This is a genomic window from Guyparkeria sp. WRN-7 (assembly GCF_001641825.1).
Taxonomy (GTDB): domain Bacteria; phylum Pseudomonadota; class Gammaproteobacteria; order Halothiobacillales; family Halothiobacillaceae; genus Guyparkeria.
In genome coordinates, this window is record NZ_LRFH01000018.1 from 1 (window position 1) to 25,476 (window position 25,476).

The 25,476-nt window shown below is 65.0% G+C and carries 30 protein-coding genes and 1 pseudogene; 23 read left to right on the forward strand and 8 right to left on the reverse strand.

What is annotated here, in order from left to right:
* The 13 genes and pseudogenes from AWR35_RS10295 to alr all read left to right on the forward strand — a co-directional run.
* A pseudogene (locus AWR35_RS10295) lies at window positions 1-545 on the forward strand (elongation factor 4); the annotation flags it as partial.
* A 38-nt stretch (window positions 546-583) separates the two neighbouring features.
* Entirely contained in the window at window positions 584-1,432 is an 849-nt protein-coding gene (gene lepB / locus AWR35_RS10300) for a signal peptidase I (protein ID WP_058575884.1), read from the forward strand.
* A gap of 37 nt (window positions 1,433-1,469) precedes the next feature.
* Window positions 1,470-1,871: a DUF4845 domain-containing protein gene (locus AWR35_RS10305; protein WP_058575885.1), complete on the forward strand. Its 402-nt coding sequence runs from the start codon at window positions 1,470-1,472 to the stop codon at window positions 1,869-1,871.
* Complete coding sequence (gene rnc / locus AWR35_RS10310) at window positions 1,858-2,601, forward strand: ribonuclease III (protein ID WP_231723601.1); 744 nt, start codon at window positions 1,858-1,860, stop codon at window positions 2,599-2,601. Before AWR35_RS10305 ends, rnc begins: the two co-directional genes overlap by 14 nt.
* A complete protein-coding gene (gene era, locus AWR35_RS10315; RefSeq protein WP_058575886.1) occupies window positions 2,598-3,497 on the forward strand; it encodes a GTPase Era in 900 nt (299 codons plus the stop codon). The genes rnc and era overlap by 4 nt, the downstream gene beginning before the upstream one ends.
* 45 nt (window positions 3,498-3,542) lie before the next feature.
* A complete protein-coding gene (locus AWR35_RS10320) occupies window positions 3,543-4,265 on the forward strand; it encodes a DNA repair protein RecO C-terminal domain-containing protein (protein ID WP_058575887.1) in 723 nt (240 codons plus the stop codon).
* A 132-nt stretch (window positions 4,266-4,397) separates the two neighbouring features.
* Entirely contained in the window at window positions 4,398-5,168 is a 771-nt protein-coding gene (pdxJ, locus tag AWR35_RS10325; protein WP_058575888.1) for a pyridoxine 5'-phosphate synthase, read from the forward strand.
* Between the two features lie 6 nt (window positions 5,169-5,174).
* Complete coding sequence (acpS, locus tag AWR35_RS10330) at window positions 5,175-5,549, forward strand: holo-ACP synthase (RefSeq protein ID WP_058575889.1); 375 nt, start codon at window positions 5,175-5,177, stop codon at window positions 5,547-5,549.
* A gap of 116 nt (window positions 5,550-5,665) precedes the next feature.
* Window positions 5,666-6,085, forward strand: a complete 420-nt coding sequence (gene rpsF, locus AWR35_RS10335; RefSeq protein WP_058575890.1) for a 30S ribosomal protein S6 — start codon at window positions 5,666-5,668, stop codon at window positions 6,083-6,085.
* Window positions 6,086-6,105: 20 nt separating this feature from the next.
* Window positions 6,106-6,330, forward strand: a complete 225-nt coding sequence (rpsR, locus tag AWR35_RS10340; protein WP_058575891.1) for a 30S ribosomal protein S18 — start codon at window positions 6,106-6,108, stop codon at window positions 6,328-6,330.
* Window positions 6,331-6,365: 35 nt separating this feature from the next.
* A complete protein-coding gene (gene rplI / locus AWR35_RS10345) occupies window positions 6,366-6,821 on the forward strand; it encodes a 50S ribosomal protein L9 (RefSeq protein ID WP_058575892.1) in 456 nt (151 codons plus the stop codon).
* A gap of 234 nt (window positions 6,822-7,055) precedes the next feature.
* The gene (gene dnaB, locus AWR35_RS10350; protein ID WP_082664076.1) at window positions 7,056-8,483 is read left to right on the forward strand and encodes a replicative DNA helicase; all 1,428 of its coding nucleotides are present in this window, start codon (window positions 7,056-7,058) and stop codon (window positions 8,481-8,483) included.
* A complete protein-coding gene (gene alr / locus AWR35_RS10355) occupies window positions 8,483-9,580 on the forward strand; it encodes an alanine racemase (RefSeq protein WP_058575893.1) in 1,098 nt (365 codons plus the stop codon). Before dnaB ends, alr begins: the two co-directional genes overlap by 1 nt.
* Before the next feature lie 14 nt (window positions 9,581-9,594).
* Here alr and AWR35_RS10360 read toward each other — a convergent pair whose 3' ends face one another.
* Window positions 9,595-10,152 (reverse strand): hypothetical protein, encoded by a 558-nt coding sequence (locus tag AWR35_RS10360; protein WP_058575894.1) that lies wholly within the window; start codon window positions 10,150-10,152, stop codon window positions 9,595-9,597.
* Between the two features lie 98 nt (window positions 10,153-10,250).
* Between AWR35_RS10360 and AWR35_RS10365 the strand changes: the two genes are divergently transcribed.
* A complete protein-coding gene (locus AWR35_RS10365; RefSeq protein ID WP_058575895.1) occupies window positions 10,251-11,291 on the forward strand; it encodes an aldo/keto reductase in 1,041 nt (346 codons plus the stop codon).
* A gap of 12 nt (window positions 11,292-11,303) precedes the next feature.
* Window positions 11,304-12,767, forward strand: a complete 1,464-nt coding sequence (locus AWR35_RS10370; RefSeq protein ID WP_197408205.1) for an NAD-dependent succinate-semialdehyde dehydrogenase — start codon at window positions 11,304-11,306, stop codon at window positions 12,765-12,767.
* A 2-nt stretch (window positions 12,768-12,769) separates the two neighbouring features.
* Here AWR35_RS10370 and AWR35_RS10375 read toward each other — a convergent pair whose 3' ends face one another.
* Complete coding sequence (locus tag AWR35_RS10375) at window positions 12,770-13,405, reverse strand: putative metalloprotease CJM1_0395 family protein (RefSeq protein WP_058575896.1); 636 nt, start codon at window positions 13,403-13,405, stop codon at window positions 12,770-12,772.
* Between the two features lie 220 nt (window positions 13,406-13,625).
* On the opposite strand from AWR35_RS10375, the gene AWR35_RS10380 reads away from it, so the two are divergent.
* From AWR35_RS10380 to AWR35_RS10395, 4 genes are all read left to right on the forward strand, one after another.
* Window positions 13,626-13,967: a DUF883 family protein gene (locus AWR35_RS10380; protein ID WP_197408206.1), complete on the forward strand. Its 342-nt coding sequence runs from the start codon at window positions 13,626-13,628 to the stop codon at window positions 13,965-13,967.
* Window positions 13,968-14,059: 92 nt separating this feature from the next.
* Entirely contained in the window at window positions 14,060-14,239 is a 180-nt protein-coding gene (locus AWR35_RS10385; RefSeq protein ID WP_058575898.1) for a hypothetical protein, read from the forward strand.
* Window positions 14,240-14,277: 38 nt separating this feature from the next.
* The gene (locus tag AWR35_RS10855) at window positions 14,278-14,583 is read left to right on the forward strand and encodes a hypothetical protein (RefSeq protein WP_197408207.1); all 306 of its coding nucleotides are present in this window, start codon (window positions 14,278-14,280) and stop codon (window positions 14,581-14,583) included.
* Between the two features lie 20 nt (window positions 14,584-14,603).
* A complete protein-coding gene (locus AWR35_RS10395; RefSeq protein ID WP_058575900.1) occupies window positions 14,604-15,236 on the forward strand; it encodes an exopolysaccharide biosynthesis protein in 633 nt (210 codons plus the stop codon).
* A 22-nt stretch (window positions 15,237-15,258) separates the two neighbouring features.
* On the opposite strand, the gene AWR35_RS10400 is transcribed toward AWR35_RS10395, so the two are convergent.
* Complete coding sequence (locus AWR35_RS10400; protein WP_058575901.1) at window positions 15,259-17,520, reverse strand: arginine/lysine/ornithine decarboxylase; 2,262 nt, start codon at window positions 17,518-17,520, stop codon at window positions 15,259-15,261.
* A gap of 245 nt (window positions 17,521-17,765) precedes the next feature.
* Here AWR35_RS10400 and AWR35_RS10405 point away from each other — a divergent pair, with 245 nt between their 5' ends.
* Complete coding sequence (locus AWR35_RS10405; RefSeq protein WP_058575929.1) at window positions 17,766-18,383, forward strand: exopolysaccharide biosynthesis protein; 618 nt, start codon at window positions 17,766-17,768, stop codon at window positions 18,381-18,383.
* Between the two features lie 82 nt (window positions 18,384-18,465).
* Here AWR35_RS10405 and AWR35_RS10410 read toward each other — a convergent pair whose 3' ends face one another.
* The 5 genes from AWR35_RS10410 to cysS all read right to left on the reverse strand — a co-directional run bounded on the left by AWR35_RS10410 (window position 18,466) and on the right by cysS (window position 23,216).
* A complete protein-coding gene (locus tag AWR35_RS10410; protein ID WP_058575902.1) occupies window positions 18,466-18,666 on the reverse strand; it encodes a cold-shock protein in 201 nt (66 codons plus the stop codon).
* A gap of 424 nt (window positions 18,667-19,090) precedes the next feature.
* Window positions 19,091-19,978: a D-hexose-6-phosphate mutarotase gene (locus AWR35_RS10415; protein WP_058575903.1), complete on the reverse strand. Its 888-nt coding sequence runs from the start codon at window positions 19,976-19,978 to the stop codon at window positions 19,091-19,093.
* Between the two features lie 172 nt (window positions 19,979-20,150).
* Entirely contained in the window at window positions 20,151-20,630 is a 480-nt protein-coding gene (gene greB, locus AWR35_RS10420; protein ID WP_058575904.1) for a transcription elongation factor GreB, read from the reverse strand.
* Window positions 20,627-21,700 (reverse strand): DHHA1 domain-containing protein, encoded by a 1,074-nt coding sequence (locus tag AWR35_RS10425; RefSeq protein ID WP_058575905.1) that lies wholly within the window; start codon window positions 21,698-21,700, stop codon window positions 20,627-20,629. The genes greB and AWR35_RS10425 overlap by 4 nt, the downstream gene beginning before the upstream one ends.
* Window positions 21,701-21,827: 127 nt before the next feature.
* Entirely contained in the window at window positions 21,828-23,216 is a 1,389-nt protein-coding gene (gene cysS, locus AWR35_RS10430; protein WP_058575906.1) for a cysteine--tRNA ligase, read from the reverse strand.
* A 125-nt stretch (window positions 23,217-23,341) separates the two neighbouring features.
* On the opposite strand from cysS, the gene AWR35_RS10435 reads away from it, so the two are divergent.
* The 3 genes from AWR35_RS10435 (at window position 23,342) to pgsA (ending at window position 25,473) form a co-directional block, all read left to right on the forward strand.
* On the forward strand, window positions 23,342-23,854 hold the full coding sequence (locus AWR35_RS10435; protein WP_058575907.1) for a peptidylprolyl isomerase: 513 nt from the start codon (window positions 23,342-23,344) through the stop codon (window positions 23,852-23,854).
* 294 nt (window positions 23,855-24,148) lie between these two features.
* Window positions 24,149-24,907 carry a UDP-2,3-diacylglucosamine diphosphatase gene (locus AWR35_RS10440; RefSeq protein ID WP_066185148.1) on the forward strand — a complete coding sequence of 253 codons (759 nt, stop codon included), beginning with the start codon at window positions 24,149-24,151 and terminating at the stop codon, window positions 24,905-24,907.
* The gene (pgsA, locus tag AWR35_RS10445) at window positions 24,904-25,473 is read left to right on the forward strand and encodes a CDP-diacylglycerol--glycerol-3-phosphate 3-phosphatidyltransferase (RefSeq protein WP_058575908.1); all 570 of its coding nucleotides are present in this window, start codon (window positions 24,904-24,906) and stop codon (window positions 25,471-25,473) included. The genes AWR35_RS10440 and pgsA overlap by 4 nt, the downstream gene beginning before the upstream one ends.
* The last annotated feature ends 3 nt before the right edge of the window (window positions 25,474-25,476 follow it).

The following is a 25,476-nucleotide window of genomic DNA, read 5'->3' on the forward strand; positions in this document are numbered from 1 at the left end:
TGCTGAATCTGTGCATGGAGAAGCGTGGCGTCCAGAAGAACATGCTCTATTCGGGCAACCAGGTCACCCTGATCTTCGATCTGCCGCTGGCCGAGGTCGTGCTCGACTTCTTTGACCGTCTCAAGTCGGTCTCGCGTGGCTATGCCTCGTTCGACTATCACCTCGATCGTTTCGAGGCGGCGAACCTGGTCAAGATGGACATTCTGATCAACGGCGAGTCGGTCGACTCGCTGTCGCTGATCGTTCACCGCGACAAGGCGGATCAGCGGGGCCGCGAGCTGATCGAGAAGCTCAAGGAACTGATTCCGCAGCAGATGTTCGAAGTCGCGTTGCAGGCAGCGATCGGCGGCAAGATCATCGCCCGGACCAACGTCAAGGCGCTGCGCAAGAACGTGCTCGCCAAGTGCTACGGCGGTGACGTGTCGCGCAAGAAGAAGCTGATCGAGAAGCAGAAGGCCGGCAAGAAACGGATGAAGAACATCGGCAAGGTCGAGGTGCCGCAGGAGGCCTTCCTCGCCGTGCTGCAGATGGACAACAAGAACTGAGTCTGGGCGGCCACGCCTGACGCATACGGGAGCAGACCTTGGACTTCGAACTCCTTCTGGTGATCGCCACCTTCGCAAGCGGCCTGATCTGGCTCATCGATCGGCTTGCCTTCCGTCCCCGCCGCCGGGCGCGCCTGGCCGCCGAGGCCCGGCAGCTCGGTGACGAGGCCGGCATCGACGGCAAGGGAATGAAAGACGAAGAGCCGCTGCTGGTCGACTACGCCAAGTCGTTCTTCCCGATTCTCCTGGTGGTGCTGGTCATCCGCTCGTTCCTGTTCGAGCCGTTCCGCATCCCGTCGGGTTCGATGATGCCGAGCCTGCTGGTGGGTGACTTCATCCTGGTGAACAAGTTTGACTACGGATTGCGCCTGCCGGTGCTCAACACCAAGGTAATCCCGGTCTCCGAGCCCGAGCGCGGCGATGTGGTGGTGTTCCGCTATCCTCGCCAGCCCGAGGTGGACTACATCAAGCGGGTGGTGGGGCTGCCCGGGGACACGATCCGGGTCGAGGATCACCGCGTCTGGATCAACGGCGAGCCGGTGCCGCTGGAGACCGCGGGGCGCTATGCGGGGGATGCCAACCTCAAGCATGCCGGGCTGACCGTGGGTATCGAGACGCTGCCCGGCGATGACGGGCCGCATCGCATTCTCATGGACCTGTCACGCAATCTCGGGGTCGGCCAGTGGACCGTGCCCGAGGGGCATTTCTTCGTCATGGGTGACAACCGCAATCACAGCAACGACAGCCGCTTCTGGGGCTTCGTCCCCGAATCGAATCTGGTCGGCAAAGCGGTTATGATCTGGTTGCACTGGAACTGGCAGGACGGCGGCTTCGATGCGGATCGCATCGGCCGCTCGATCGACGCCATCGAGACCGACGGGAATTAACGGAACGGCCGCGCGCCGAGGACGAAGGATTATGGAAATGACCACCGTAAAGGAACACAAGCGCAACATCGGGATCGCCGCTGGCCGGCGGCAGGGTGGCATGTCACTGATCGGCCTTTTCCTGGCCGCGATCGGCCTGGGTCTGGCCGCGCTGGTGGTGATGAAGGTCGTGCCGCTCTACATCGCCGACCAGAAACTGACCTCGGTCTTCAAGAGCATCGAGAAGGAAACCGCCGGCAGTCCCAACGAGATTCGGCGCATGCTCGGCAAGCGTCTCGACATCAACGAGGTCGACGACCGGTTCGATCCCAAGGATTTCGAGATTCGCCCGGTAACCGGCGGTTACCGCGTCACTTACAACTACGATGGCCGCGCACAGTTGTTCGGCAACCTGTCGCTCGTGGCCGCATTCAAACACCAGACTCGTGTCAGCAACTAGAAACAGCAATCCTCTTATCCGTGAGCCGGGTGTCCTGGCCGAATCGCTGGGACTGACGTTCGAGAACAGTGACCTGCTTGGCCAGGCGCTTCGCCACCGTTCGGCCGGTCGGCTCAACAACGAGCGCCTGGAGTTCCTGGGCGACTCGATCCTCAATCTCACCATCTCCGACTACCTCTACCGCCACAAGCCGGAGGCACCCGAGGGGGCGTTGTCCCGACTGCGTGCCTCGGTGGTGCGTGAGGAGACGCTTGCCCGGGTGGCCCGCCGGATCGGGCTGGGCGATTACCTCGTCATGGGGTCGGGCGAACTCAAGAGCGGCGGCCATCGCCGCGACTCCATTCTTGCCGACGCGCTCGAGGCGATCATCGGGGCGCTTTACCTCGATCAGGGGTTCCATCCCGCTCATGACTGGGTCTTGAGTCTTTTTGGCGAAGAGCTGGTCTCGTTGCCGGATGCCCAGGAGCTCAAGGACGCCAAAACGCAGTTGCAGGAGTACCTGCAGCGCGACCGTCTGCCGCTGCCGGAATACGAAGTCCTCGAGCAGACCGGGCAGGCGCACAAGCAGACGTTCGAGGTGGCCTGTCGGGTCGAGTGCGATGGCGAGTCCTTTGAAACACGCGCCAGCGGTTCGTCTCGTCGTCGGGCGGAACAATCCGCTGCGCGACGGATGCTGACAAGCCTGCGCGAGACACGCGAGGGCAGGGCCACTACCGGGAGTCGCGCATGAGTCAGTCCACCCGATTCGGCAACGTGGCCATTGTCGGTCGTCCCAACGTCGGCAAATCCACGCTGGTCAACCGGCTGGTCGGTCAGAAGGTATCGATCACCGCCCCGAAGCCCCAGACCACCCGTCACCGCATCACCGGCATCATCACCGAGGAGCGCGGGCAGATCGTCCTGATCGACACCCCCGGTCTGCACGAAGGTGGCAGGGATGCCCTGAACCGTCAGCTCAATCGGACGGCTCGCAGCGCGCTCGAGGGAGTCGACCTGATCGTGTTCATGGTGCAGGCCGGCCAGTTCGGGGCAGAGGACGAAACCGTGCTCAGGCTGCTGCAGCATGTCGAGGCGCCGGTGGTGCTGGTGGTGAACAAGGTCGATCTGGTCAACGACAAGACCGAATTGCTGCCGTTTCTGGCCCAGATGGGCGAGAAGCACGACTTTGCCGAGATCTACCCGATGAGCGCACGTCGCCGCCGCGGCCTCGAAGGGTTGGTCGACCTGATGTTCTCCTACCTGCCGGAGGGGCCGATCGGTTATGACGAGGACCAGGTGACGACCGCGCCGGTCCGGTTCATGGCCGCCGAGATCATCCGCGAGAAACTGGCCCGTTCGCTGCACGACGAACTGCCGTACCAGACGACGGTAATGATCGAGCGTTTCGAGGAGACCGACCGGCTGGTCACGATCGGGGCGGTGATCTACGTCGCCCGCGCCGGCCAGAAGGGCATCGTGATCGGCAACCGCGGTTCCCGGCTCAAGATCGTCGGTCAGCAGGCCCGCGAGGCGATCGAGCACCTGCTGGAAAAGCGCGTGATGCTCGATCTGTGGGTCAAGGTGGCCGACGACTGGGCCGACGACGAGCGATCGGTGGCCTCGCTCGGCTACCAGTTGCCCGAATGACGCCGGCCCGGCGAGGCCGGGTCGGTTCTCGGCGAGGATGACGTCGTGCGCGGGTTTCTCCTTCATGCCAGGCCTTTCAAGGAACACGGGCTGCTGCTCGACTGGTTGACCGATACCCGCGGCTGGGTGCGCATGCGCCAGAACGGCGGTCGCCGTGTGAGGAAACGGGGTTCCTCCCGACCACCCAATTTCGTCTGCCTGGAGCTGCAGACGGCCGGGCGGGGCGGCTGGCCCGTCCTGACAGCCGCCGAGCCGGTGGAGTCGCTGCGCTTTCTGCGCGGCCAGTCGCTCGCCGCGGCCTTCTACCTTCACGAGCTGATCCTCAGGGCGCTGCGCCCGGAGGAGCCCATGCCGGAGCTGTTCCTCGACTACTGGAAGAGCCTGGCGATGCTGGAAAGCCCGGAAATGCCGTTGTCGGTGGTCGTCCGGCGCTTCGAACGCCAGTTGCTCGACCACCTGGGGGCGGGAATCGACTGGCAGCACGACGTCCACGGGCGGCCGCTCGAGGTCGGCGGACGGTACCGTGTCGGTGTCGAGACGGGCATCGTGCCGGCTTCCGGGGGGGTGCCCGGCCACGTTCTCGAGGCCATTGCCCGCGATCGGCCCCTTGCCCAAGCGGAGGAGCGTCGTGCGGCGCGCGACCTGATGCAGACTCTGCTGGCCGGTCACGTGGGGCGGGCGCCTTTCGTTTCAAGGCAGCTATGGCCTGCGACAGCGACCGCTGCGACGAGCATCGAGGACGATACGCCCGGGCCGATGCCGGACTGACTGGCAATGCCGGCCGTTCGCGCGTGCCGGCGATCGTGAACCCAAGGGACAGACGTTGCCGATTCAATCGGAGTTTCCCTAGACTGGGCGCCTGAGTCGCCCGTCACCCCACACTGCGGATATCGAGAACCCATGACCAATCGCGTCACCGCCCAGTACCCGTTGCTGGGTCTCAACATCGACCACGTTGCCACCCTGCGCCAGGCGCGAGGCACCCGTTACCCCGATCCGGTCAGTGCCGCTCTGTTGGCCGAGCAGTCCGGCGCGGACAGCATCACGCTCCACCTGCGCGAGGATCGTCGCCACATCCAGGATCGCGACGTCGAAATCCTGCGGGAACTGCTGCAGACGCGCATGAACCTCGAGATGGCGGCCACCGACGAGATGATCGATCTGGCCTGTCGGCTGCGTCCGCACGACGTCTGCCTGGTGCCGGAGCGTCGCGAGGAGTTGACCACCGAGGGCGGGCTGGACGTTGCCGGTCAGATCGACCGCATCCACGCCGCCTGCGACCGCATGGCCGAGGCAGGTATCCGGGTATCGCTGTTCGTCGATGCCGATCCCGTCCAGATCGACGCGGCGGTCGCCTGCGAGGCACCCGTGATCGAGATTCACACGGGTCACTACGCCGACGCCGAGGGTGACGCGGCCGTACAGGAACAGCTCGACCTGATCCGCCAGAGCGCTCGGGACGCGGCGGACGTGGGGCTGGCCGTCAACGCCGGCCACGGCCTGCATTACCACAACGTTTCGGCCATCGCGGCGATCGATGAAATCGAGGAACTCAACATCGGTCACGCCATCATCGCCCAGTCCGTGTTCTCCGGCCTGCCGGCGGCGGTGCGCGAAATGAAGGACCTGATGCACGCGGCGCGCTTTCGCACCCCCGGCGGATCGAGCTGAGGCGCGATGATCCTCGGCATCGGCACCGATCTGGTCGAGATCGCCCGGATCCGCGGTGCGCTCGAGCGACACGGTGACCGCCTGATCGAACGCGTGCTCGGCGCCGAAGAACGGCAGCGGCTGCCCGAGGCCAACCCGGCCGCCTGGCTTGCCAAGCGCTTCGCCACCAAGGAGGCGGTCGCCAAGGCACTGGGCACCGGGTTTCGCGACGGCTTGCGCCTTGTCGACATCCAGACTCGCCACGATGGCAATGGCCGACCGGAGGTGGTTCTCCTCGGCCGGGCTCGCGAGGTGTTCGAGCGGATGGGGGCGGGGGAGATCAGCCTGTCGGTCTCCGACGAGCGTTCCTACGCGCTCGCTTTCGTCGTCATCAGCCGCTGATTCCCACCGAAACGGCTTGCAACAGCCGCTCCGAGCGCCTAGAATGCGCCGCTTGTTTCTCCTGCCTGACCGTTCCGCATGCGGCAGGCTGCCTTCAATCCACAGGAGTTCTATCCATGCGTCATTACGAAATCGTCTTCATGGTCCACCCGGACCAGAGCGACCAGGTCCCGGCGATGATCGAGCGCTACCGCGGCATCATCGAATCCGCGAAGGGCACGGTCCACCGTCTCGAGGACTGGGGTCGCCGCCAGCTGGCCTACCCGATCAAGAAACTGGTCAAGGCGCACTACGTGCTGATGAACGTCGAGACCGACCAGGACGCCCTGGCCGAGCTCGAGGAAGCGTTCAAGTTCAACGATGCCGTACTGCGTCACATGACCATCCGTTGCGACGAGGCCTACACCGAAGCCTCCCCGATGATGCAGGAGCGCGAATCCGAGCGTCGTCCGCGCCGTCGTGACGATGACAACAAGCGCGAAGAGCGTCGTGACAGCGAGAAGAAGTCGGAGAAGTCCGACGCTTCCAGCGAATAAGTTTCGAGAGGATTTGATCCATGGCCCGTTTTTTCCGTCGCAAGCGTTTTTGCCGTTTCACCGCCGAGGGCGTGAAGCACATCGACTACAAGGACATTGACACCCTGCGCCAGTACGTCACCGAGACCGGCAAGATCGTGCCGAGCCGCGTGACCGGTACCAAGGCCCGCTATCAGCGCCAGCTGCAGACCGCCGTCAAGCGTGCGCGCTTCCTGGCCCTGCTGTCGTACACCGACCGCCACTGATCGCGTCCGTCCCCAGATACCAGGAGTCAATATCCATGCAAGTCATTCTGTTGAGTAAGGTCGAGAACCTGGGCTCGCTGGGCGACGTGGTTCGCGTCCGCCCGGGCTACGCCCGCAACTTCCTGATCCCGTACGGCAAGGCCAAGCCGGCGACCAAGGCCAACATGGCCGAGTTCGAAGAGCGCCGCGCCGAGCTGGAGAAGAAGGCCGCCGAAGAGCTGGCCGCCGCCCAGGCCCGCGCCGACAAGCTTGGCGAAGAGCCGAGCGTCACCATCCCGGTCAAGGCCGGCTCCGAAGGCAAGCTGTTCGGTTCCGTCGGTACCGACGAGATCGCCAAGGCGGTCACCGATAGCTTCGGTGTCGAGATGGAGAAGCGCGAAGTGCGGATGCCGGAAGGTGCCCTCCGTGCGCTGGGCGAGTTCCCGATCCAGCTGCACCTGCACTCGGAAGTCGACGTCGACCTCAACGTCGTGGTCGTTCCGGAGCAGTAATCCGAAAAAGCGATTGCCGCGCCGTCTGGACGGCCGGCCGACCCGAGAGCCCGCTCCGATATGGACGCGGGCTTTTTTGCGTTCAGTGCACCGGACCACGGGAGGAACCGAGCCGGTGGGGCGTGGTCAACAGCGGACACAGGGCGTATCATCTACGTCTTCCCGCGACCCCGAATTCGCCGAGTACCGGCGATCGGTGTCCGTGCCCCGAACAGCCGCTGGTAGCCGATGTCCATGTCCCTTCCGGAGTACCGTTCCGACACCCCGAAGCCTGATCGCCGGCCGACGCCGTCGACCGTTGGCTCGCCGCTTTCGCTGCGTGTTCCGCCACACTCCCAGGAGGCGGAACAGGCGGTGCTCGGCGGGCTGATGCTCGACCCGCTTGCCTTCGAGCAGGTCGGCGACAAGCTTCGCGACGAGGATTTCTATTTCCACGATCATCGGGTGATCTTCCGCGTCATCGACGAGCTGGCCGAACGCAACCAGCCGTTCGACGCCATGGTGGTCTCCGAACGTCTCAAGACGCTGGAGAAACTCGAGGAGGTCGGCGGCAACGACTACCTCGCCGCCCTGGTCGATTCGGTGCCGAGTGCGGCCAACATCGCCGCGTACGCCGAGATCATTCGCGAGCACTCGCTGCTGCGTCGTCTGATCGAGGTCGGTACCGACATCTCGCGCAAGAGCTACCAGACCGAGGGCCAGACCGCCTACGACGTGCTCGAGACGGCCGAGAAGGCGATCTTCGCGATCGCCGACGAGGGGGCGCGGACCCGGCGCGGTTTCCAGAGCATCACCGACCTGCTCACCGTGGCGATGGACCGGATCGCCGAGCTCTACGAGAACAAGGGCGAGGTCACCGGCATCAGCACCGGTTTTCGCGATCTTGACGACTTGACTACCGGCTTGGGCAAGGGTGATCTGGTGATCGTCGCGGGGCGACCGTCAATGGGCAAGACCACCTTCTCGATGAACATCGCCGAGAACGTCGCGCTCTACGGCGAGAAGGCCGTGGCGGTGTTCTCCATGGAAATGCCGGGCGACCAGCTGGCCGTGCGCATGCTTTCCTCGCTTGGCCGAATCGACCAGACCAAGGTGCGGACCGGCCAGCTGGAAGACAGCGACTGGCACCGGATTTCCGGGGCGGTCGGGCAGCTCAGCACGGCCAAGATCTTCATCGACGACACCCCGGCACTTTCGCCGAGCGACCTGCGCTCGCGTGCCCGCCGACTCGCACGCGAGCAGGACCTGGGCCTGATCGTGGTCGACTACCTGCAGCTGATGCAGGTACCGGGCTCGAAGGAGAATCGCACCACCGAAATCTCCGAGATCTCGCGCTCGCTCAAGGCGGTGGCCAAGGAGCTGGACGTGCCGCTGATCGCGCTCTCGCAGCTGAACCGTTCGCTCGAGCAGCGACCCAACAAGCGTCCGGTGATGTCGGATCTGCGTGAATCCGGTGCGATCGAGCAGGATGCCGACGTCATCATGTTCATCTACCGGGAAGAGGTCTACGAGCCGGATACCGAGAAGAAGGGCATGGCCGAAATCATCATCGGCAAGCAGCGTAACGGCCCGACCGGGACCGTGCCGATGACCTTCCGAGGCCAGAACACCCGGTTCGAGGACTTCATCAGCCCCGAGAGCGTGCCGGAAGCCTACCGTTGATGCGACGGGCCCGACTGACGATCAATACCGAGGCGTTGCGTCACAACCTTGGCGTGGCGCGGTCGGCGGCAAACGGCCGGTCGGTGTTCGCTGCGGTCAAGGCCGACGGCTACGGTCATGGCCTGCTGACGGCCGCGCACGCGTTTGCCGCCGCCGGTACCGACGGCTTCGCGGTCGCGACCCCCGAGGAGGGTGTGGCCCTGCGCGAGGCCGGTCTCGATCAGCGTGTGCTGGTGTTGCAGGGGGCGATCACGCCGGCCGAGCTCGAACTGGGCGCGGCACACTCCCTGGAACTGGTGGTTCATGACCTGGCACAGCTGGACTTGCTCGAGGCACATGCCGCCAAGCTGCCCGACGCGGCGCTGCGCACCTGGCTCAAGGTGGATACCGGGATGCATCGGGCGGGGTTGCCGCCGGAACGGATCGCCGAGGCGCGGGCGCGCCTCGGGAATTGCCCGCCGGTCGACGGGCGCATCGGTCTGATGACGCATTTCGCACGCGCCGACGAGCCCGACCCGTCGGCCACGGAAGCACAGATCGGCGTGTTCGGCTCTGTCGGGGCCGATTGGAGCGACGAGACCAGTCTGTGCAATTCCGCCGCGCTGTTGCGCAGTGAGGCGGCCGGCGGCGACTGGGTGCGTCCGGGCATCATGCTCTATGGCGGCAACCCGTTCATCTTTGGTGAGGCGGCCCATTACGACCTCCGACCGGTGATGGAATTGAAGACCGTGCTGATTGCCGTGCGCGAGGTGCCACGGGGCGGTGCCATCGGCTACGGAGGGCGCTTCGTGGCCCCGGAAACGATGCCGGTGGGCGTGGCGGCCGTGGGCTACGGCGACGGTTATCCGCGTCACGCGCCGGATGGTACGCCGATCCTGGTGAACGGCCGGCGGACACAGGTGGTCGGTCGGGTGTCGATGGATCTGGTGACCGTCGACCTGCGCGGGATCGAGGCGCGTGTCGGCGACGAGGTCGAGTGCTGGGGCAGCGGGCTTCCGATCGACGAGATTGCGCGCGCCTCCGGCACGATCAGCTACGAACTCATGTGTCAGGTCAGCGGCCAGCTGCGTGCCGAGGCGCGCATTCTCGGTCAGTAACGGGGCGTTACACGCTAGCCGGCGTCACCTTCGCGCCGGGCAAGTGCGGCGAGCGTCGCCTCGATCAGTCCGGTCTGGGCGTTCGGGTGGTTTTTGATCAGGGTGTCCAGGCGTCGTTCGCCCTCGACCATCGCAATGAAGGCGTGCGCGGTGGAATCCCGCATGCCGGCGGCCTGGGCGGCGTCACGCATTTCGTCGAGAGCCGCCAGTGCCTCACGCTCGCCCCAGGTGGCGGCCAGGATCAGGGCGGCGAGCTGGTCGGCCGCCTGGGTTTCGGCCTCCTTGACCGCACGGTGTAGCCAACCGGGTTCGGCGGCCGCCCGGTCGATCGCGGCGAGGATCATCCGGTCCTCGTCGTCCAGATCCCGGCCAGCGGGGTCGATCTTCCGACCATCGAGGCGTGCCTGAACGACATCGCACAGGTCCTGCCAGCCGTTGTCGCGATAGTGTGCGATTGCAAACGCGGCGGCATCGCGCTCTGCGCTGCCGGGACTCGCGTCGGGCAGGGCGGCGATGATCGGTTCAATGAACTCCAGGTGCGCCGCGGCGACCTGACTGGAAACATCCGGCATCTTGGCTACTCTACGTGGCTTGTCGTGGACCGAATCCCGAGAGCGGGGCGGCTGCGGCAAAGCTTAAGCACCGACGACTCCGGGAGCAACGATTGACGATGGAATACCGACGACTGGGGAACAGCGGACTCGAGGTCAGTGCCATCTGCCTCGGCACCATGACCTTCGGCCAACAGAACAGCGAGACCGAGGCGCACCAGCAGCTCGATCAGGCGGTCGCCTCGGGCGTCAACTTCATCGATACCGCGGAAATGTATCCGGTGCCGCCCTGTGCCGAGACTCAGGGACGGACCGAGTCCTTTGTCGGCAGCTGGCTCAAGCACCAGCAGCGGGATGAGCTGGTGGTCGCGACCAAGGTGACGGGCGCCGGGCGCTCGAGCCTGAACCACGTTCGTGGCGGCCCGCGAGTGACGCGGGCCCAGGTGCATCAGGCGATCGACGACAGCCTGCGTCGGCTACAGACCGACTACGTCGACCTCTACCAGATACATTGGCCCGATCGGTACGTGCCCAAGTTCGGCGAGGTCTACTACGACCCGGACCGACGCCAGGAGGCCGAGCCCATCGATGATCAGCTCGCGGCGCTGGCCGAACTGGTCAGGGCAGGCAAGGTGCGTTACCTCGGCCTGTCGAACGAGACACCATACGGCGTGATGGCGTTTGCGGAGGCGGCGCGTCGGCATGATCTGCCCATGGTGACCTCGCTGCAGAACGCCTATCACCTGATGAATCGGAGCTTCGAGACGGGCGGCCTGGCCGAGGTCTGCACCGAACTGGACGTGGCCCTGCTGCCCTACAGCCCGCTGGCATTCGGTCATCTGACCGGCAAGTACCTCGATGACCCGCAGGCAGCCGGCCGGATTACCGAATTCCCCAATTTCGGCCAGCGATACGAAAAGACCAATGCGTCGGCGGCCACGCGTGCCTATGTCGATCTGGCCCGCGAGCACGGGTTGTCGCCGGCCCAGATGGCAATCGCGTTCACCCTGCGCCGGCCCGAGGTCGCCTCGACCATCATCGGTGCGACCACGACGGCCCAGCTTGAAGAGAACATCGCGGCCGGCGAGCTGTCCCTGTCAGACGAGCTGCTCTCGGCGATCGACGAGATCGACGCGCGTTATCCGAATCCCACCGTCTGAGCGGAACCGGTCATGAGCCTCGACATATTGTCAGAAATACGCGCCAACCGACTGTTTCGGGAAGCATGCTTCATTGGTGGCGACTGGACCTCTGCCTCCGATGGTGACCGCATGGCCGTCCACAACCCGGCCAATGGCGAGACCATAGGCGAGGTGCCACGACTGGGACGGGATGCGGCCCGGCAGGCGATCGAATCGGCCCAGGGAGCGTGGCCCGCCTGGCGTCGGCAGACGGCCGAGGCGCGGGGCGCGGTGCTGTATCGCTGGTACGAGCTGATGCTTCAACATCAGGAGACGCTGGCGACGATCATGACCCTGGAGCAGGGCAAGACACAGGCGGAATCGGCCGGCGAGATCCGTTATGCCGCCTCGTTTCTCAAGTGGTTTGCGGAGGAGGCACGGCGAGCCTACGGCCGGACCATCCCGCCGGCGGCACCCGATCAGCATATTGTGGTGCTGCGCCAGCCGATCGGGGTGACCGCGGCGATCACGCCATGGAACTTTCCTTCCTCGATGATCACCCGCAAGGCCGGCGCTGCCCTGGCGGCCGGCTGCCCGATGGTGGTCAAGCCGGCGAGTGCGACGCCGTTTTCCGCGCTGGCCCTGGCGGTGCTTGCCGAGGAGGCCGGCGTGCCGGCAGGCGTGTTCAGCGTCGTGACCGGGTCGGCGCGTGAAATCGCCGCAGAAATGACCGGCAACCCGGTGGTCAGGAAGGTATCCTTCACCGGGTCGACCGAGGTGGGCAGCGCCTTGATGCGCGAGTCGGCGGCCAACGTGCAGAAGATATCCCTCGAACTGGGCGGGAACGCCCCGTTCATCGTCTTCGATGATGCGGACCTCGACGCGGCGGTCGAGGGCGCCATTGCCGCCAAGTTCCGCAATACCGGGCAGACCTGTGTCTGCGTGAACCGCTTCTACGTGCACGAGGCGGTCCACGACGCGTTCGTGGCGAAGCTCAGGGAGCGGATCGAGTCGCTGCGCCTGGGTGACGGGCTCGACCCGGATACCGACGTCTCGCCACTGATCGACACCGCAGCGGCGGACAAGGTGTTGTCACACGTCGAGGATGCCACCAGCCAGGGGGCGACCCTGGTCAGCGGCGGGAAACGCGACGAGCGCGGCGCAAACTACGTGCTGCCGACGCTGCTGACCGGAATCCGGCAGTCGATGCAGGTCGCGCAGGAAGAGACCTTCGGCCCGCTTGCCGCGATTTCCTCCTTCCGCGACGAGCAGGAGGCAATCGCGCTGGCCAACGATACGCCTTTCGGCCTGGCCGCCTACTTCTACAGCGAGAACGTTCGCCGGGTCTGGCGCGTTGCCGAGGGCATCGAAGCGGGGATGATCGGTGTCAATGCGGGCCTGATCTCCAACGCCGCCGCGCCATTCGGCGGAGTGAAGGCGTCGGGTCTCGGTCGCGAAGGCGGCAGCGAAGGTCTCGACGAGTATCTCGAGACCAAGTATCTGCTGATGGGCTGAGTTCAGGCCTCCAAGCGCAATCCGATCGAATCGGATTGCGTCTGGTCGGCGATCTGTTGATAGGCGGAAGTGGCCTGGTCGTCCGATGGCCCGACAGTCGCGCCGGTCTCGCTACCCTCTTGTCTCGCCTCGGCACGGGCCCGGTTACGTTCCGCGGCTGCCTCTGCGGCCACGGCCAGGTCGGTGGCAGAGGGCTCGGCCGGCGCCAGGGCGGCGGCAATCACGCGTTGCATCTTCTCAGCGGTGGCCGCCGGGTCATCGGGGACCGGACTGGTGTCGATCTGGACGTCACCACCGACCGCATAGCGCTTGCCGTCCGGCCCCTGCTGGTACTGATAGGAGCCGCCGCGCACCAAGTCGCCGGCAGCTGCCCGGTGCGCATTCTCGTGGTTACGGACTTCCTGGTCGCGCGCCTTCAGCTCGGCGAGCATGCGCTGCTCCTCGGCCGAGCCGCGACCGTCGCGATTGCCAACACCATGACCGCCGTTCTGGTTGTTCTTGCTCGCGGTTTCGGACGCGTCACCGGGGCGGGGAGGGGCGATGGCGGCCGAGCCTGCATTCGGCGGCAGCGTCGTGCCGGCCTGCATCGGGTACGACGCAGGCGGCAGGCTGGCAAGTGGGGAGGCGATGAGGCTCATGTCGGGCGTATAGTGACGTTGTCTCAGCGGTTTATAACCGTTTGAAGCGCTGCCCGCAAATGATTTCCGCGTCAGGTTCGGAGTTGGGGAGTCCGCACATGCCGCGGCTTTCCGCCAGCCGGGAGCGGGCCAAAATGTCACCGTTGTGTTGGATTTGCGCCGGCTGCCAACTAGGCTCAGGTCGTCCATGATCAATTTTCGCAACCTGGAGGGTGCCGAGATGGCCCAAGCAACCCAGAAAGACAGCAACGCCGAACTGGAAGCGGTCAAGGCGGATCTCGCGCAATTGCGCGGTGACGTCAGCGACCTGCTGAAAGTAGTTCGCGAACAGAGCGAGGAGCGCGTACGCGACCGGGCGAGTAAGGCACGTGACGACGTTCAGTCCGCCTTCGAGGAAGGCATGGATACCCTGAATCGCGGCTACCGTCGCGTGCGTGACCAGGGGGAGCAACGTGTCGAGGACGCCGAGCAGATGGTCGGGAATCACCCGCTGACATCCGTGGTCGCCGCCTTCGGCATCGGTTTCGTTATCGCCAAGCTGCTGGACGGGGGCCGACACTGAAAGCACTGACCGACTACGTCCTCGCTCTGACGGCACTGATCGAGGCCGAGGGGCGCCAACTCAGACGTCAGATCGGCCGCGTCGGTCTGGCCATGATGCTGTTGGCGGTCGTCGGGCTGCTGCTGCTTGCCGGCATCGGTCTCGGCCTGGCGGGGCTTTATCATGCGCTCACGCCGCACTGGGGTGTTGCCGGCAGCCTCGGTGCGATCGCGGGGCTGTGCCTGCTGGTCGCCGCGGCGTTCGCTACCTGGGCATACCGGTGGCTGCGTTAAGGGTGCAGACCGAGCGACTTCGCTGCCGGGCGGTCGGCATGAACCCTGCGGCCTCACCGAGCGGCTTTCGCCAAGCTCAGCCGCCCGACGAGGTTCAGCGGGCCAAGCGGCGGTTGCGGCTTGAAGGCGAGAGCCTGCAGGCGGAACTGGAGCTGGCATGGCTGCCCGTCGAGTGTGGCGTGCGCCTCCACCCCTGGCGCAGCCTGGTACTGGCAGCAACGGGCGGGGCCCTCACCGGGCGAATCGACGATGCCACCGATGGGCGGTTGCATCGGGTAACCCTGAGGGCATTGCGACCTTTTCTGCGAACCCTGATCGCCCGGTCGGGTCTCAGGAGGTCCTGATCCACGACCGGGAGGCGGCCATGCCGCAGCAGGACAACGCGCTAGTTCGCAGCGACGGCGAGTCATCCCTTCCGCCGCGCAGTCTCGGCGACCTGCTGCAGCGGATCGCGGACGTTGCCTCGGAGCGCGACGAAGTCTACTTCGCGACGATCATGGCGGCGCTGGGTACGCGTTCGTTCGGCCCGGTCGTGCTGCTGATCGGCGTCATCCTGGTCTCGCCCCTGAGTGGCATCCCCGGGTTGCCCACCACGATGGCGGCGGCCCTCCTGCTGGTCTCGTTGCAACTTGTGCTCGGCAGGGAGTCATTCTGGCTGCCGCGATTTCTGACCAACCGCCATATTCCCTCCGATCGCCTGCTCAAGGGGCTGCGTTGGCTGGAGCGGCCAGCGCGATTTGTCGACTGGTGGCTGCGGCCGCGATTCTGCGTGCTTGCATCGAAACGGGGCGCGGTGGCGATCGCCGCCATCTGCATCCTGCTGGCCCTGATCATGCCCGTGCTCGAGCTGGTGCCGTTCTCGACCACCGCCGTCGGTGTGGCGGTGGCAGCATTCGGGCTCGCCCTGGTGGCTCTCGACGGCCTGTTCGTGATGCTGGGTGTCTTCTACCTGCTGCTGGTCGCTGGCCTGGCCGTGAGCGGTTTCGCGGCCGGTTGATCGAGCTTACGGCTTACGGCCCCTAGTCGGCCCGCACGCAGTCGATGAAGTAGCGGATCCCCTCGTCGGTCTCCTCGGCCACCAGTCCGTGAACGTCCGTCTCGAACCCCGGCACCTGCCGATTGAAGTGACGGACGAACTTCAGGTACTCGACGATGCGCGCGTTGAATCGCTCGCCCGGGATCAGGAGGGGAATGCCCGGCGGGTAGGGTGTCACCAAGGAGGCGGTAATGCGGCCTTCCAGCTCGTCGATCGGCACCCGGTCGATCTGCTTGCGCGCCATCTTCGACCAGGCATCGGCCGGGCGCATCGCCGGCTCCATGTTCGACAGGTACATCTCGGTGGTCAGCTTGGCGACGTCGTGCTCGCGGTAGACGGCGTGCAGTTTGTCGCACAGGTCGCGCAGGCCGACGCGCTCGTAGCGCGGATGCTTGTTGACGAACTCGGGCAGGATGCGCCATAGCGGCTGGTTGCGCTGGTACTCGTCCTTGAACTGTTGCAGCGCGGTCAACAGCGTGTTCCAGCGGCCCTTGGTAATGCCGATGGTGAACATGATGAAGAAGCTGTAGAGGCCGGCCTTCTCGACCACCACGCCGTGTTCGGCGAGATAGCGGGTCACGATCGCCGCCGGGATGCCCCACTCGTGGAAGTCGCCGTCGACGTCCAGCCCCGGCGTGATGATGGTCGCCTTGATCGGGTCGAGCATGTTGAAGCCGGTCGGCACCTGGCCGAAGCCGTGCCAGCGATCATCCTCGTGCAGCATCCAGTCATCGCGCGTTCCGATGCCTTCCTCGGGGATCGTGTCCGGCCCCCAGACCTTGAACCACCAGTCGTCGCCGTACTCGGCGTCCACCTTCTGCATGGCGCGGCGGAAATCCATTGCCTCGAAGATCGATTCTTCCACCAGCGCGGTACCGCCGGGCGGCTCCATCATCGAGGCAGCCACGTCGCAGGAGGCGATGATCGCGTACTGCGGCGAGGTCGAGGAGTGCATCAGGTACGCCTCGTTGAACACGTCGCGGTCGAAGCGCTGTTTCTCGCAGTCCTGTACCAGCACCTGCGATGCCTGCGAGAGACCCGCCAGCAGCTTGTGCGTCGACTGGGTCGAGTAGACCACCGAGTCATTGCAACGCCGGCGATCCTCGCCGATCGCGTGGTAATCGCCGTAGAAGTCGTGGAAGGCGGCATGCGGCAGCCAGGCTTCGTCGAAATGCAGGCACTCGACGAAGCCGTCCAGTTCGTCCTTGATCTCCTCGACGTTGTACAGGATCCCGTCGTAGGTCGACTGGGTGATAGTGAGGATCTTCGGCTGCCGGTCCTCGGCCTGGCTGGCGAAGGGATGCTCGGCGATCTTCCTCTCGATGTTCTCGCGCGTGAACTCGCTTCGCGGAATCGGCCCGATAATGCCGTAGTGGTTGCGCGTCGGCATCAGGAATACCGGAATCGCGCCGGTGAGGATGATCGAGTGCAGGATCGACTTGTGGCAGTTGCGGTCGACCACCACCACGTCACCCGGGGCGACGTTGGAGTTCCAGACCATGCGGTTGGAGGTCGAGGTGCCGTTGGTGACGAAGAACAGGTGGTCGGCGTTGAAGATCCGTGCGGCATTGCGCTCGGATGCCGCCACCGGCCCGGTGTGGTCGAGTAGCTGGCCGAGCTCGTCGACCGCGTTGCAGACGTCGGCACGCAGCAGGTTCTCGCCGAAGAACTGGTGGAACATCTGCCCGGCCGGGCTCTTGAGAAAGGCCACGCCGCCCGAGTGTCCCGGGCAGTGCCAAGAGTACGAGCCGTCGGCGGCGTAGCCGGTCAGCGCGCGGAAGAAGGGCGGGGCAAGCGAGTTGAGATAACTGCGTGCCTCGCGGATCACGTGGCGGGCGACGAATTCCGGCGTGTCCTCGAACATGTGAATGAAGCCGTGCAGCTCCTTGAGGACGTCGTTCGGCAGGTGGCGGCTGGTACGGGTCTCGCCGTAGAGGAAGATCGGGATGTCCGCGTTGCGAAAGCGGATTTCCTGGATGAAGTTGCGCAACTGGACGATGACCTCGAGCGACTCGTCGACCGGCTCGTTGCCGGCGTGGAACTCCTCGTCGTCGATCGAGATCACGAAGGCCGATACGCGCGCCTGCTGTTGGGCGAAGGCGGCCAGGTCGACGTAGGAGGTCACGCCCAGGACTTCCTCGCCCTCGGCCCGGATCGCATCGGCCAGCGCGCGAACACCCAGGCCGGAAACGTTCTCGGAACGAAAATCCTCGTCGATGATGACGATGGGAAAGCGGAAGATCATCGGTGCAAACCTCGGAAGCCGCAGGTGGCAGAATCGGCGAACCATCGGGCGACTGGTACGTCGCACAGCGAGTCGGTCCAATGGCAAAACCCGGAGCCGAGGCCCCGGGCGTGTTCGATGCGCCGAGTTTACAACAAGTGTCGGCTCACGCTGTCGATGAATGTGGGGCCGAGCCGCGCTAGGCCGGCAATCGCGTGTCGGTCTACGATCGATACCTCACCGAGGTGACGTCCATGGGGCGAGACATGACTGACGACCATCAATCACAAACCGAAAGGCGAGCCGAACCCGACAGCCTGGTCGGGCTGCTTCAACTGGTGAGCAGGGCCGAGGATGCGTCGTCAACGGTGCGTCTGGGCGCCGTCCTCGACATGATCGGCCGTCGATCGTTCGGGCCGATGCTGTTGCTGGCCGGGCTGATCGTCATGGCCCCGCTTATCGGCGATATTCCCGGGGTGCCGACGGTCATCGGGGTGTTCGTGTTTCTGGTCGCATTGCAGTTGCTGCTCGGTCGGGAGCATTTCTGGTTGCCCGAGTGGCTGCTGGCTCGCCGGATACCTCGCGCCAAGCTGCACAAGGCAGTGGTCTGGATGATGCCGGTAGCGCGCTTCATCGACCGTTTTCTGGGTCCCCGACTGACCGTGCTGGTCAATGGTGGAGCGCGCATTGGGGTGGCGTTGCTGGCGATGCTGGTGTCGTTGCTGATGCCGGTGATGGAGTTCATCCCGTTTTCGGCCAATGCCGCCGGGGTCACTTTGACGGTGTTCGGGCTCGCCCTGATCGCCCGTGACGGTCTTCTGGCCCTGATCGCTTTCGCCCTCACCGGCATGACGATCGGGGTGATCGTCTGGGCGTTGCTCTAGGAGGGCGTCCCGATGATCGTTTCGTCAGGCATAAAAAAATCCCGCGCGAGGCGGGATTTTTTTCGAGCGGGAGGGCGGTGTCTTAGACGGACACGTTCGCCGCTGCCGGGCCTTTCTGGCCTTGCTCGATGTCGAAGGTCACGGTCTGACCTTCGGCGAGCGACTTGAAGCCACTGCCCTGGATGGCGCTGTGGTGAACGAATACGTCCTTGGAGCCGTCGGACGGGGCGATGAAGCCAAAGCCTTTTTCGTCACTGAACCACTTAACGGTGCCTGTAGCCATGATGGATACCTCTGATGCTATTGCATGTGCTGATTGAAAAACGAGGGGTACTGCTGAAGGACTGCAAAAGCGTCAGAGAACCGCAGTTCCATGCGGGGAAGACAAATGGGATATTTGACTTGTAGATCCGGGCGGGGGTTCTGGCCTGCTGCTATTGAGGAGTCCTAACATCGATTCCTCGAGACGTATTGTCCGCCTAATGCGGCGGAAAAGACAATCTTTTTTGCATCAATCGCGATTTTTTTTCGATCGGCGGTGCCTTTTTGTGGATCTCGGCGCCAATCGAAAACGCCACGATGGCTTTCTGACGGCCTTTGCGCGACCGAGCGTAACGGATGCTCCGAGTAAGGCGGCATCCCGGCTGGGGAGACCGAATGGCGTGATCCGACCGCACGATGTGCCGTTTTTCCGGTCCTCGAGCGCCTCACCGACAGGGCGAGGAGGAGATTGACGTGGTCATGACGTGCGTTTGCCCGGGGGCGAGCGTGTACCGGTTGTCGAGGGCGTTCGCGGTCTCCACGCAGAGCATCTGCGACCAGGCGTCGTCGGGGATGTCATCGAACCCGCGCGCGCCCTCGGGCCCGGGGTTCCATACGACGGTGGTTTCGCTGCCGTCTTTGCCGACCCGGATGTCCCGGTCCCGGTCGTGGATAACCGCCTCGCCGCGGTGACCGAAGAAGACGCGATCGATCGGCGGATCGACCCTCAACGGCTGCTCCTGGATGCCCCGCACGCCTCCCTGCTGCTTGTCCCAGTAGCCCAGGCCGTCGAGGTCGCCCACGCCGATACCGCGGGCCTCGTCGACCCGGAAATAGCTGTGCAGGGCCTCGGAGACGCGCCAGGGCGTCGCGCCGAGGTTGGTGGCCTGCAACTGGACCTGAAGTTGCCGGCCAAGGGTAATGTCGAGCTGCAGACGGAATGTCCCGGGCCACATGGACTGTGTCCGCTCGTTCGGCTCGAGGCGAAATGTTGCACGGCTTTCCTGCGTGCCGCCCGAGACGGCGATCAGCTCCCAGTCCTCGCTGCGGGCAAAGCCATGCGCCGGCAGGGCGGAATCGTCCGGGTGCGGGCCGAACCACGGCCAGCAGACCGGAATGCCCCCGCGCACTGGCTTGCTGCCGTCGAACCGCGCCGACTCGCTAACCCAGATGACCTCCTTCCCGCCTGCCGGGATATAACTCAGGACGGTCGCTCCCAGGGTGGTGATCACCGTGGAGCCATAGGCGTTGCTCAACTCCAGCATTACCAGGCGGTCGCGTTCGAACAGGCGAACGCCGGGCTGTCGGAAACGTCGTTGCAACTGGTCGATCATGTCGGTCTCCGGCGCGTCAGCGGAAGTTCATCGAGCAGATGGTCATCGTAGCCGGACGGGCCATTTCCGGCCGGCCATGACGCCGAACGGAGTGTGGAAAAGGTGAGCGGTGGCATGAAGCGGGCCGAGGCCGTTGACGCCATGCCCCGGCGAGCGATCGCCACTCGGCAGCTCAGTCGTAGCGGATGTCGACGATCTCCCAGGGCAGGTGACCCCGGTCCTCACCGGCGGGGAGGCGCACCACGTCCCCGGGGCGTCGGCCGATCAGCTTGCGGGCGACCGGCGAATCGATGCTGATCCAGCCGCGGGTCGTGTCGATCTCGTCCGGCCCGACCAGGCGCAGCGTGCGTTCGAGCTCCTCGACTTCGCATTCCATCTCGACGAGGGCGGCGAAATACACCTTGTCGGTGTCGTCGGGCGCACGCGAGACCACCTTGAGGTTCGGCAGGCGCTTTTGCAGATAGCGGATGCGCCGGTCGATCTCGCGCAGACGTTTCTTGCCGTAGATGTATTCGGCGTTCTCCGATCGATCGCCCAGCGCGGCGGCTTCCGAGACTGCCTGGACCACCTCGCGTCGCTCGACGCGCCACAGGTGATCCAGCTCGGCCTCGAGCGCCTTGAAGCCGGACTGGGTGATGATCGGCGTGCTCATTTGTCGTCGGCGGCCAGGGTCTTCTGGATGGCGCTGACGGCGTGGGCCAGGTCACGCAGGCGGGTATCCTTGAGTTCGCCGCCGGCCGCGCCCGGATGGCCGCCGCCCCCGAAGTAGCGGGCCGAGATCTCGCCGGCGTTCACGCCGGGGTTGGCGCGCAGCGAGAGTCGACCGTTGCCGCGGATACCCATCGCCATGTCGATTTCGCCGCGCACTTCCATCATGTCCATGATCACGCCGCGCCAGACATCGTGCGGCCAGTTGAAGAACACGCCGGTGCGTACGCCTTCGATCTCGAGCACCGGGACGAAGTCCTCGTCCAGTACCGAGGCGGACAGCATGTGGAACTTGTCGTTGAGCGGCAGGTTCTCGTCGTTGAAGATCCGCTTTTCCACCCGACCCTTGAGGAAGGCCTTGCGCACGTCGAACAGTTGCCGCTCGAAGGCCTCGAGCGACTCGCCGGATTCGTGCGAGCGGAAGAACGCTTCCATCACGTGGAAGCGGTAGGCGCGCTTGAGGTCCTTGAGGGGCGGGGCGAGGTGATCGTCCTGCATGACAAGGCCGATCAGGTAGATCGCGCGGCGGAAGTCGTCGTGATCGCGCAGCCAGCGGTCGCCGATGTCGATGAACTCGGCCCGCTGGCGCATCAGCTCGCGCTTGGACTCGTCGAGCTGGTCGGCCACCGCGTCGAAGGCCAGCAGGCTCGCGCAGCGGTTGGTGTCCAGGTAGTACCAGTCAAAAGCCTCGGCACAGTCGGCGCCGGTGGCGTGATGGTCGAGCAGCTGCAGCTCGATCGGCACCTTCGCCTTGCGAACCCGCTTTTCCAGCGCCCGCGCCTGGTCGAGCGTCAGGTTGAGGTCGGTGATCAAGAGCCCCGCCGGCTCACCCGCCTTGACGATGCGACCGATGATGTCGTCGATCGCATTGTTGATGTCGCGGTAGTCGGCATTGAAGAAATGGTAGCGCTGATCGGTCTGGTCGACCATGTATTGCGCGCCGTAACCGTCGAGGTCGGTGTGCGACAGGTGATACAGCCAGCCTTCGGGACGGATGATGTTGGGTGTGCTCATGAATACTCGCTGACGGCGACCGCCCCGGTCTCGATGATGTGTGACAGGGGATGCGGTCGTGGGTGAAGTGATGGTTTCAAGATGCTGGTGACCGGGGAAAAGTCAACCGAATCCCCGGCGAGGAGGATCACTGCCGGCGCCAGGTCGTGCCCTGCGGGCCGTCCTCGAGGGTGATGCCGTTGTCGAGCAGCAGGTCGCGGATGCGATCGGACTCCTCGAAGTTGCGAGCGGCGCGCGCTTCGGCCCGCTGGGCAATCAGCTGATTGATGTCGGCATCGTCGAGGGTGTCGTCACGATCGCCCTCGGCGCTCCAGTGGAGGAAGGCATCCGGATCCAGCTGGCCGAGGTTGAGGATCGCCCCCATGGCGTTGACGGCGGCCGCATGCGGAGCGGCGGCCTCCTTGTCCTCTTCGCCGATCTTGTGGACCAGACTCAGCTGCTCGTGGATCAGAGCGATTGCCTTGGGGGTGTTGAAGTCGTCGTCCATGGCGTCATGGAAGGCGTCCATCACCTCGGGGATCGGCTCGGCGTTGGCCGGCACCTTCTTCAGCGCGCTGTACCAACGCGACAGGCTTGCCTGGGCGGCATCGAGGTGCTGGTCGGAATAGTTGAGCGGGCTGCGGTAGTGGCTCGAGAGGATGAACAGCCGCACCACCTCGGGATGGTAGCGCTGCGTGACCTCCTCGATGGTGAAGAAGTTGCCCAGCGACTTGGACATCTTCTCGTCGTCGACGCGGACGAAGCCGTTGTGCATCCAGTAGTTGACGAAATGGCAGCCCGTCGCGCATTCGCTCTGGGCGATCTCGTTCTCGTGGTGCGGGAACATCAGGTCGTGACCGCCACCGTGGATGTCGAAGGTGGTGCCGAGGGCATCGGTCGACATGGCCGAGCACTCGATGTGCCAACCGGGGCGGCCCGGGCCGAACGGCGCGTCCCAACGGGGCTCGTCGGCCTTGGCGTGCTTCCACAGCACGAAGTCGAGCGGGTCGTCCTTGGCCTCGTCGACGGCCACGCGGGCGCCGGCGCGCAGGTCCTCGGGATCGCGGCCGGAAAGCGCGCCGTAGCGGTCGAAGGTGGAAACGTCGAAGTAGACGTCGCCGTTGTCGGCCCGGTAGGCATTGCCGCGCTCGATCAGCGTCTCGATCATCGCGATCATTTCGTCGACGTTCTCGGTGGCGCGCGGTTGCGAGGTCGGCGGCAGGCAGCCCAGTGCCTCGGCATCGCGCCGCATCAGCGTGATGAAGCGATCGGTCAGCGACTCGATGCTCTCGGCGTTCTCGGCGGCGCGGGCGATGATCTTGTCGTCGATGTCGGTGATGTTGCGGACGTAGTTGACCTCGAAGCCGCGCTCCTTGAGATAGCGCACAACCATGTCGAAGACCACCAGCACCCGGGCATGTCCGATGTGACAGCGATCGTAAACCGTCATCCCGCAGACGTAGATGCCGACGTGGCCGGGTCGGATCGGGGTGAACTCGCGCTTGGCGCGGGCGGCGCTGTCATAGATTGTGAGCATGTTGGCTACGATTCCGGGTCGAAGGTCGTTAGACTGTTTCGCATTCTGACAAAGGCGCATGCCGAGGGCAGCACGCCGTCGAGCAAGCGCGTAGTTTAACGGTCCCCACTGACGAGATAAAACGCATGAGCGACATCCAGAGCAAGATCCGCTTCTCCACCCGCCTGGGCGACATCGAGATCGGCCTCTACGACGACAAGGCACCCAAGACGGTCGAGAACATCCTTGCCTACGTCGACGCCGGCCATTTCGCGGGCACGACCTTCCACCGCGTCATCCCGGGCTTCGTCGTCCAGGGCGGCGGCCTGACGCCGGAGATGGAGCAAAAGCCCACCCGCGCGCCGATCGAGAACGAGGCCAACAACGGCCTGAAGAACAAGCGCGGCACGCTGTCGATGGCCCGCACCCCCGATCCGCACTCGGCCACCAGCCAGTTCTTCATCAACCTCTCGGACAACGCCTTCCTGGATTTCTCCTCCGAGACCCCGCAGGGCTGGGGCTACGCGGTGTTCGGCGAGGTGATCAACGGCATGGACGTGGTCGACAAGATGGCCACCCTGCAGACCGGTTCGCGCTACGGCCATCAGGATGTACCGGTCGACGACGTGCTGATCGACAAGGCCGAGCGCATCGACTGAAACCTCAAGGGAAGGCCTGCACGAATGTTATACCGCTCTACGCGCCTTGAGCCGGGCAGGTGCAAGGCGCTCGTCCGCCGCGGAAGGGTGATTCCCTTTCCCAGAACGACAACGCAGCAGATGCCCGGCTCAAGGCGCGCCCGGTGGGGCTTGGCGAGTCGCCCGTGCTCCGCGTTGCGATGTCTTGACGTGGCCACCGGCACGCCGGCGACATCGCGCCTTGATCACGAACGACTCGCCAAGCCAGAGTGGTTTAACATTCGTGCGGACCTTCCCTAGGAGACGAGCCCGGCCATGGCCGAAACCCTGATCATTGCCGACCTGCACCTCGCCAGGCCCGAACCGCGCACTCTGGCGCTGCTGGACACCTTTCTCGAACGCGCACAGCTCGCCGAGGCGATCTATCTGCTCGGCGACCTGTTCGACTACTGGATCGGCGACGATCAGCCGCTCGATCCGGCCATCGCCGAGCGTCTGGAACGGCTCGCCACGCTGAGCGCACCGGTCTACTTCCAGCCGGGCAACCGGGATTTCCTCGTCGGCAGCCGCTTGCTCGAGCGGATCGGTGCAAAACAGCTGCCCGATCAGTTCGTCCTGGAGCAGGGCGGGCGGCGCTGGCTGCTCACCCACGGCGACGAGCTCTGCATCGACGATGCGCCCTATCAGGCGATGCGGGCGCAACTGCGCGACCCGGCGTTCGTGCGTGATTTCCTGTCTCGTTCGCTCCAGGAGCGCATCGCGATCGCCGAGGATCTGCGCAACAAGAGCAAGACGGCCTCGTCGAGCAAGCCCGAGGACATCATGGACGTCAACGCCGGCGCGGTCGGCGAGATCCTCGAGCGCACCGGTGCCGACGGCCTGATCCACGGTCACACCCATCGGCCGGCGATTCATCGTCTCGGTGACGGCAAGCCGCGCGTGGTGACCGGGGACTGGGGCGAGGCTGGTTGGCTGATCTCGCTGGAAGACGGCGGTCTGGCCCTGGAGCGGTTCACGCCCGATGGCAGCGAGGTGGTCGACACCTGGCCGCCGGGCCGGGAGGTGGGCGCATGAACCTACCGATGTTCCTTACCTGGCTGCGGATCGCCGCCATTCCGTTGCTGGTGGTGGTGTTCCTGTTCACCCCGACGGAGTTCGCCCGACCGGCTTCCGCCTGGATCTTCGGTTTGGCTTCGCTGACCGATTTTCTCGACGGTTACCTGGCCCGGCGCTGGAATCAGCAGTCCGCCTTCGGTGCCTTCCTCGACCCGGTGGCCGACAAGCTCATCGTCGCGGTGGCCCTGGTGCTGCTCGTGTACAGCGACGGGGACCTGGCGATCGTCATCGCCACGGCGGTGATCATCGGCCGCGAGGTCTTCGTCTCGGCCCTGCGCGAGTGGATGGCCGGCCGTGGCATCAGCGCCGCGGTGAAGGTCTCCTCGTTGGGCAAGCTCAAGACCACGGCGCAGATGTTCGCGATCCTGTTCCTGCTCTATCACTTCCCCCTGTTCGGCCTGCTGGACGTGCATACCCTGGGGTACTGGCTCCTGATGCTGGCGGCGGTGCTGACCTTCATTTCCGGGGCGCAATACGGCCGTGCGGCCGTGGTGGCCGTCCGGAACGCCGAGTCGGAGCGGTAACCG

Bases quoted from the DNA above. Each gene is read 5' to 3' on its own strand.
- dnaB (WP_082664076.1), top strand. From the start codon at position 7,056: ATGTCCCTTCCGGAGTACCGTTCCGACACCCCGAAGCCTGATCGCCGG.
- rplI (WP_058575892.1), top strand. From the start codon at position 6,366: ATGCAAGTCATTCTGTTGAGTAAGGTCGAGAACCTGGGCTCGCTGGGC.
- pgsA (WP_058575908.1), top strand. From the start codon at position 24,904: ATGAACCTACCGATGTTCCTTACCTGGCTGCGGATCGCCGCCATTCCG.
- acpS (WP_058575889.1), top strand. From the start codon at position 5,175: ATGATCCTCGGCATCGGCACCGATCTGGTCGAGATCGCCCGGATCCGC.
- AWR35_RS10440 (WP_066185148.1), top strand. From the start codon at position 24,149: ATGGCCGAAACCCTGATCATTGCCGACCTGCACCTCGCCAGGCCCGAA.
- AWR35_RS10370 (WP_197408205.1), top strand. From the start codon at position 11,304: ATGAGCCTCGACATATTGTCAGAAATACGCGCCAACCGACTGTTTCGG.
- AWR35_RS10855 (WP_197408207.1), top strand. From the start codon at position 14,278: ATGAACCCTGCGGCCTCACCGAGCGGCTTTCGCCAAGCTCAGCCGCCC.
- AWR35_RS10385 (WP_058575898.1), top strand. From the start codon at position 14,060: ATGATGCTGTTGGCGGTCGTCGGGCTGCTGCTGCTTGCCGGCATCGGT.
- pdxJ (WP_058575888.1), top strand. From the start codon at position 4,398: ATGACCAATCGCGTCACCGCCCAGTACCCGTTGCTGGGTCTCAACATC.
- alr (WP_058575893.1), top strand. From the start codon at position 8,483: ATGCGACGGGCCCGACTGACGATCAATACCGAGGCGTTGCGTCACAAC.
- greB (WP_058575904.1), bottom strand. From the start codon at position 20,630: ATGAGCACGCCGATCATCACCCAGTCCGGCTTCAAGGCGCTCGAGGCC.
- AWR35_RS10375 (WP_058575896.1), bottom strand. From the start codon at position 13,405: ATGAGCCTCATCGCCTCCCCACTTGCCAGCCTGCCGCCTGCGTCGTAC.
- AWR35_RS10415 (WP_058575903.1), bottom strand. From the start codon at position 19,978: ATGATCGACCAGTTGCAACGACGTTTCCGACAGCCCGGCGTTCGCCTG.
- AWR35_RS10365 (WP_058575895.1), top strand. From the start codon at position 10,251: ATGGAATACCGACGACTGGGGAACAGCGGACTCGAGGTCAGTGCCATC.
- AWR35_RS10395 (WP_058575900.1), top strand. From the start codon at position 14,604: ATGCCGCAGCAGGACAACGCGCTAGTTCGCAGCGACGGCGAGTCATCC.
- AWR35_RS10360 (WP_058575894.1), bottom strand. From the start codon at position 10,152: ATGCCGGATGTTTCCAGTCAGGTCGCCGCGGCGCACCTGGAGTTCATT.
- AWR35_RS10405 (WP_058575929.1), top strand. From the start codon at position 17,766: ATGACTGACGACCATCAATCACAAACCGAAAGGCGAGCCGAACCCGAC.
- AWR35_RS10380 (WP_197408206.1), top strand. From the start codon at position 13,626: ATGGCCCAAGCAACCCAGAAAGACAGCAACGCCGAACTGGAAGCGGTC.
- AWR35_RS10410 (WP_058575902.1), bottom strand. From the start codon at position 18,666: ATGGCTACAGGCACCGTTAAGTGGTTCAGTGACGAAAAAGGCTTTGGC.
- rpsR (WP_058575891.1), top strand. From the start codon at position 6,106: ATGGCCCGTTTTTTCCGTCGCAAGCGTTTTTGCCGTTTCACCGCCGAG.
- era (WP_058575886.1), top strand. From the start codon at position 2,598: ATGAGTCAGTCCACCCGATTCGGCAACGTGGCCATTGTCGGTCGTCCC.
- AWR35_RS10305 (WP_058575885.1), top strand. From the start codon at position 1,470: ATGACCACCGTAAAGGAACACAAGCGCAACATCGGGATCGCCGCTGGC.
- rpsF (WP_058575890.1), top strand. From the start codon at position 5,666: ATGCGTCATTACGAAATCGTCTTCATGGTCCACCCGGACCAGAGCGAC.
- AWR35_RS10435 (WP_058575907.1), top strand. From the start codon at position 23,342: ATGAGCGACATCCAGAGCAAGATCCGCTTCTCCACCCGCCTGGGCGAC.
- AWR35_RS10400 (WP_058575901.1), bottom strand. From the start codon at position 17,520: ATGATCTTCCGCTTTCCCATCGTCATCATCGACGAGGATTTTCGTTCC.
- cysS (WP_058575906.1), bottom strand. From the start codon at position 23,216: ATGCTCACAATCTATGACAGCGCCGCCCGCGCCAAGCGCGAGTTCACC.
- AWR35_RS10425 (WP_058575905.1), bottom strand. From the start codon at position 21,700: ATGAGCACACCCAACATCATCCGTCCCGAAGGCTGGCTGTATCACCTG.